Origin of the sequence: Microbacterium sp. H6 (assembly GCF_003314775.1) — a bacterium.
GTDB lineage: Bacteria > Actinomycetota > Actinomycetes > Actinomycetales > Microbacteriaceae > Microbacterium > Microbacterium oxydans.
Genome location: NZ_QOAY01000148.1, coordinates 14454 through 19270, shown reverse-complemented (window position 1 = coordinate 19270; position 4817 = coordinate 14454). Strand labels below are relative to the sequence as shown.

Here is a 4817-nt window from a genome sequence, read left to right as displayed (position 1 = left end):
GGCTTCGGCCCCGCCGCACCGTATACTTGACCGTTACGGGGGCGCTCCGGCCCCAGCGAAAGGCTCTTTCTCGTGGCAATTCTCGAGTTCGTCCTGCAGGTCGTGCTGGGCATCACCAGCGTTCTGCTGACCCTCCTCATCCTCCTGCACAAGGGCCGCGGTGGCGGCCTCTCCGACATGTTCGGCGGGGGCATGACCTCTGCGGTCGGCTCGTCCGGGCTTGCGGAGCGGAACCTCAACCGCTTCACCGTCGTCCTGGCTCTGACATGGTTCGTCTCCATCGTCGCGCTGGGCCTCATCACGAAATTCGAGGTCATCTGATGGCTACCGGTGGAAACGCGATCCGTGGCACCCGCGTGGGCTCCGGCCCCATGGGGGAGCAGGACCACGGCTATCACGCCGACCGCATCGCGGTCTCCTACTGGGATGGTCTCGGCAACGAGACCGTCCGCTACTTCGCCGCTGGTCTCCCCGAAGAGGAGATCCCGGAGACGATCGACCACCCGCAGTCCGGGCTCCCCGCCGGTCGCGACAAGGAGAATCCTCCTGCGCTCGCGAAGGCGGAGCCGTACAAGACGCACCTCGCTTACGTGAAGGAACGCCGTACGGACGAGGAAGCCGTCCAGCTGCTCGACGACGCGCTCACGCAGCTGCGCGAGCGTCGGGGGCAGTGACCTCGAGGCTGACATCGAAGAAGCCGTCGCGAGCGATCGCGGCGGCTTCTTCCGTATCAGGCGGCGGTCAGCGGCAGCCCGCCGCCGCATCGATGTAGCTCTGCGGCGGGTACCCATACGCCCAGACGCCGTTCGCATCATCGGTGTAGCCCATGCTGATGGCCCACGCCGTCGCCCACTTCTCGATGCTGTCCTGCGTGGAGGAGTCGTACATGCTCTGGCACCTCACGCTGATCGCGTGCCCCACCTCGTGCGCGATCAGTGCCTTGCTGCGAACGGCCGGCCACTGCTCGGCGACCGAGTTCGAGAACGCGATGGTCGCCCGCCCCGACTCGCCCCACCACCAGGTCGTGTAGCCGCCCATGCTGCCGTTGTAACCGGCGCCGCTGACGACCGGCGCCCAGTCGAAGTCCAGGAGCACGCCGGGCGCGAGGGAGCGGGCGAACGCTTCGATCTCGAGCCGGGAGTTCAGGAGCGGGCCTGCCTTCTCCGCCAGTTCTTCGCTCTCGGTGGCGACGACCTGCGCCGCCGCGGTCTGCAGGGCGAGGTAGGCGGCTGCGGTGCCTTCGTCGAGCGTCGTCGCGGCAGTGGCATCGGCGGCGGCGTCGCGTAGCGCGATCACCGCGTCGTTGCGGGCCGACAGATGTGCCGCTTCGAATCCAGGCGCAGCCGCTCCGGCCGTCGTGATCACCGCGAGGCCGCTCTCCGTCATCGCCGTGTGCGCCGACGAGACGTCGCCGGCCGCGCCGGCGACGTCGACGGACAGGTCCTCCACTTCGTCACGTCGCTGTTCGAGCTCCGAGGTGGCACCGAACAGTTCCCAGAACCAGTCGGGCTTCTCGCTCAGCGGAGCGATCGCCACGGAGACCACGCCGTCCGCGTCTGACGCGGTAGCGGTGCCCTCCTCGACGGCAGAGGCCAAGCTCGCGTGCAGTTCGTCGGGCACGGAGATCGGCTGATCGCCCCCTGCAACCACCTGGCCCGCTGCGTCGGTGACGGTTCGCAGTTCAGCGATGTCGGCGCGGAGCTGCGTCTTCGCGGTCGATGTCGTCTGAGCTGCGCTCTCGTAACGGGACGCCGCATCGTCGTAACCGAGGTTCGCGCTCACCTGGACGATGGCCAAGGCCGCGATCAGCGCGGCGCCGCCGAGCAGGCCGATGACGAGCCCCGGCCGTCTCCTCCGACGCGACCGTGTCGGCGTGGAGGACGAGGCCCCGGAAGAGAAGACGACGGGAAGCTGATGCCCGCCGTCGCGGGGCGACTGACCCATTCGATGATGCCTTCCGGTCGGAGCCTGCGTGCAGCGATGCTGTCAGCGTATTCGACGAGGCGACCGGAAATGCGGAAGGCCCCCGCCGTATGGCGGGGGCCCTCTCGAGTGGAGGGGCTGACGGGAATCGAACCCGCATCATTAGTTTGGAAGACTAAGGCTTTACCACTAAGCTACAGCCCCGGAATCCGAGCCTCGAAAGGTTCGGTTACCGACTCATCGACTATACCGGACTCTGACGCATGCTCCTGTCCGTTAGACTCGGTGGGGCTGAATCCGCATGCGGATTCCCCGGGGCGTAGCTCAGTTTGGTAGAGCGCCCGCTTTGGGAGCGGGAGGTCGCAGGTTCAACTCCTGTCGCCCCGACACGGCCCCCACGGACCTTACAGCCGCGATTCGAAGCGGAAATCACAAGGAGAACACACCAGCATGGCGAACAGCACCGTCGAGAAGCTGACCCCGACCCGGGTCAAGCTCACCATCACGGTCACCCCGGACGACCTCAAGCCCAGCATCGCTCACGCGTACGAGCACATCGCTCAGGACGTCCAGATCCCCGGCTTCCGCAAGGGCAAGGTCCCGGCACCGATCATCGACCAGCGCATCGGTCGCGGCGCGGTCATCGAGCACGCCGTGAACGAAGGCCTGGACAAGTTCTTCCGCGAGGCGACCAACGAGCACAAGCTGCGCGTCGTGGGGCGCCCGGCGGCCGACATCACGCAGTGGCCGAACGAGAAGGACTTCTCGGGTGACCTGCTCGTGGACATCGAGGTCGACGTCCGTCCCGACATCGAGCTGCCCTCTTACGACGGCATCACCGTGACCGTCGACGCTGTCGAGGCCGATGACGCTGCGCTCGACGCCGAGCTCGACAACATGCGCGCCCGCTTCGGCACGCTCGTGCCGGTCGACCGGCCTGCCGCGAAGGGTGACTTCGTCGAGCTCGACCTCGTCGCCACGATCGACGGCGCCGAGATCGACCGCGCCGAGGGCGTCTCCTACGAGATCGGCTCGGGCGAGCTGCTCGAGGGCATCGACGACGCGATCGAGTCGCTCACCGCGGGTGAGGACACCACGTTCCGCTCCGCTCTCGTCGGTGGCGACCACGCCGGGTCCGAGGCCGAGGTCTCCGTGACGGTCAAGGCGGTCAAGGAGCGCGAGCTTCCCGAGGCCGACGACGACTTCGCGCAGATCGCGAGCGAGTTCGACACGATCGCCGAGCTCCGTGAGAGCGTGGCAGAGCGCGTCGCTCAGCAGGGCGTGTTCACGCAGGGCTCCGCCGCACGCGACAAGCTCGTCGAGGTGCTGCTCGAGCAGATCGAGATCCCGGTTCCGCCGCAGCTCATCGAGGACGAGGTGCACAACCACCTCGAGGGCGAAGGCCGTCTCGAGGACGACGTGCACCGCGCCGAGGTCACCGAGGCCAGCGAGAAGCAGTTCCGCACGCAGGTTCTTCTCGACACGATCGCCGAGCAGGCCGACGTGCAGGTCTCGCAGGAGGAGCTCTCGCAGTACCTCATCCAGTCGGCTGCCCAGTACGGCATGGCCCCGCAGGAGTTCGTCGAGGCGCTGCAGTCCTCGAACCAGCTCCCGGCGCTCGTCGGCGAGGTTGCCCGGAACAAGGCGCTCGCGATCGCGCTCGGCAAGGTGAAGGTCGTCGACAGCAACGGCAAGCCCGTCGATCTGTCCGACTTCATCGTCACCGACGACGAGGCCGAGTCTGCGGACGCGGACTCCGCGGAAGCCGAGGAGAAGCCGGCGAAGAAGGCTCCTGCCAAGAAGCCCGCCGCCAAGAAGGCTCCGGCCAAGAAGGCCGCCGAGGCCGACGACGCCGAGAAGCCCGCCGCTGAGAAGGCTCCGGCCGAGAAGCCTGCTGCCAAGAAGGCACCGGCCAAGAAGGCGGCCAACAAGGCTGAGTGATCGAAAACGATCCAGTGAAGAGGGCGGGTGCTGCGGCATCCGCCCTCTTTTCCATCCGAGGAGAGGGCAGCGATGAAGACGTGGGATGAGCGCATCGACGAGGTGTGGGACGACGCGACGGGCGAAGCGGTGGGTGACGACACGATCAGCCGCATCGACGCCCTCGCCGCTGAGCGCGGCCCTGACGACGCTCGCGCGGAGTTCGAGCGCGGCGGTGCACGGGATTCCGCTGGCCGGCCGGCGGAGGCTGTCGCCCTGTATCGACGCGCGCTGGCTCTGGGGTTGGATGGTGAGCATCGTCCGCAGTGCGTGATCCAGATGGCCAGTTCGCTCCGGAATCTCGGCGAGTACGACGAAGCACTCGCCGTGATCCGTGCCGAGGAGGAGCTCGCGCCCGACGGCCCCTATCGCGACGCCGTCGCCTGCGTGCATGCCCTCATCCTGGCCAGCGCCGGGCGCCCGGCGGAGGGTCTCTCCGTGGCACTGCTCGCCCTCGTCCCGCATCTGCCGCGCTACCACCGTTCGATGACGGCCTATGCCCACGAGATCGCGGACGCCGACACCTGATATGCCGACGGCGAACACGGCCTGGGCGCTGCGTTGTCGCCGGTAGATTCGAATCACTGAAACACGGAATCAGGAGCTGACATGGCTGCAGAACCCCTCCTCGCAACGAGCGTCTTCGACCGGTTGCTGAAGGACCGCATCATCTGGCTGGGGTCGGAGGTGCGCGACGAGAACGCGAACGAGATCTGCGCGAAGATCCTTCTCCTCGCCGCAGAAGACTCCGAGCGAGACATCTACCTCTACGTGAATTCGCCCGGCGGATCGATCACCGCGGGCATGGCGATCTACGACACGATGCAGTTCGTGCCGAACGACATCGTCACGGTCGGCATCGGAATGGCCGCCTCCATGGGGCAGCTGCTGTTGACCGCCGGCACCAAGGGCAA

General features: G+C 67.2%; 6 protein-coding genes and 2 tRNA genes. 6 read left to right on the top strand and 2 right to left on the bottom strand.

Annotation, left to right across the window (positions count from 1 at the left end; all coding sequences use genetic code 11):
• The first annotated feature begins 72 nt into the window (after positions 1–72).
• Both secG and DSP71_RS09555 read left to right on the top strand, forming a co-directional pair.
• Positions 73–321: a preprotein translocase subunit SecG gene (gene secG / locus DSP71_RS09560; protein ID WP_017202783.1), complete on the top strand. Its 249-nt coding sequence runs from the start codon at positions 73–75 to the stop codon at positions 319–321.
• Complete coding sequence (locus DSP71_RS09555) at positions 321–674, top strand: RNA polymerase-binding protein RbpA (protein ID WP_017830291.1); 354 nt, start codon at positions 321–323, stop codon at positions 672–674. Before secG ends, DSP71_RS09555 begins: the two co-directional genes overlap by 1 nt.
• A gap of 67 nt (positions 675–741) precedes the next feature.
• On the opposite strand, the gene DSP71_RS09550 is transcribed toward DSP71_RS09555, so the two are convergent.
• Positions 742–1944: a hypothetical protein gene (locus tag DSP71_RS09550; RefSeq protein WP_113680970.1), complete on the bottom strand. Its 1203-nt coding sequence runs from the start codon at positions 1942–1944 to the stop codon at positions 742–744.
• A gap of 109 nt (positions 1945–2053) precedes the next feature.
• A tRNA-Gly gene (locus tag DSP71_RS09545) sits at positions 2054–2127 on the bottom strand.
• Between the two features lie 109 nt (positions 2128–2236).
• Here DSP71_RS09545 and DSP71_RS09540 point away from each other — a divergent pair.
• The 4 genes from DSP71_RS09540 to DSP71_RS23490 all read left to right on the top strand — a co-directional run.
• Positions 2237–2310 (top strand) — tRNA-Pro (locus tag DSP71_RS09540).
• 63 nt (positions 2311–2373) lie between these two features.
• Positions 2374–3864 carry a trigger factor gene (gene tig, locus DSP71_RS09535; RefSeq protein ID WP_113680969.1) on the top strand — a complete coding sequence of 497 codons (1491 nt, stop codon included), beginning with the start codon at positions 2374–2376 and terminating at the stop codon, positions 3862–3864.
• A 72-nt stretch (positions 3865–3936) separates the two neighbouring features.
• Entirely contained in the window at positions 3937–4431 is a 495-nt protein-coding gene (locus tag DSP71_RS09530) for a tetratricopeptide repeat protein (protein WP_058632255.1), read from the top strand.
• Positions 4432–4512: 81 nt separating this feature from the next.
• A partial coding sequence (locus DSP71_RS23490; RefSeq protein WP_258546355.1) for an ATP-dependent Clp protease proteolytic subunit occupies positions 4513–4817 on the top strand: 305 nt, incomplete at its 3' end.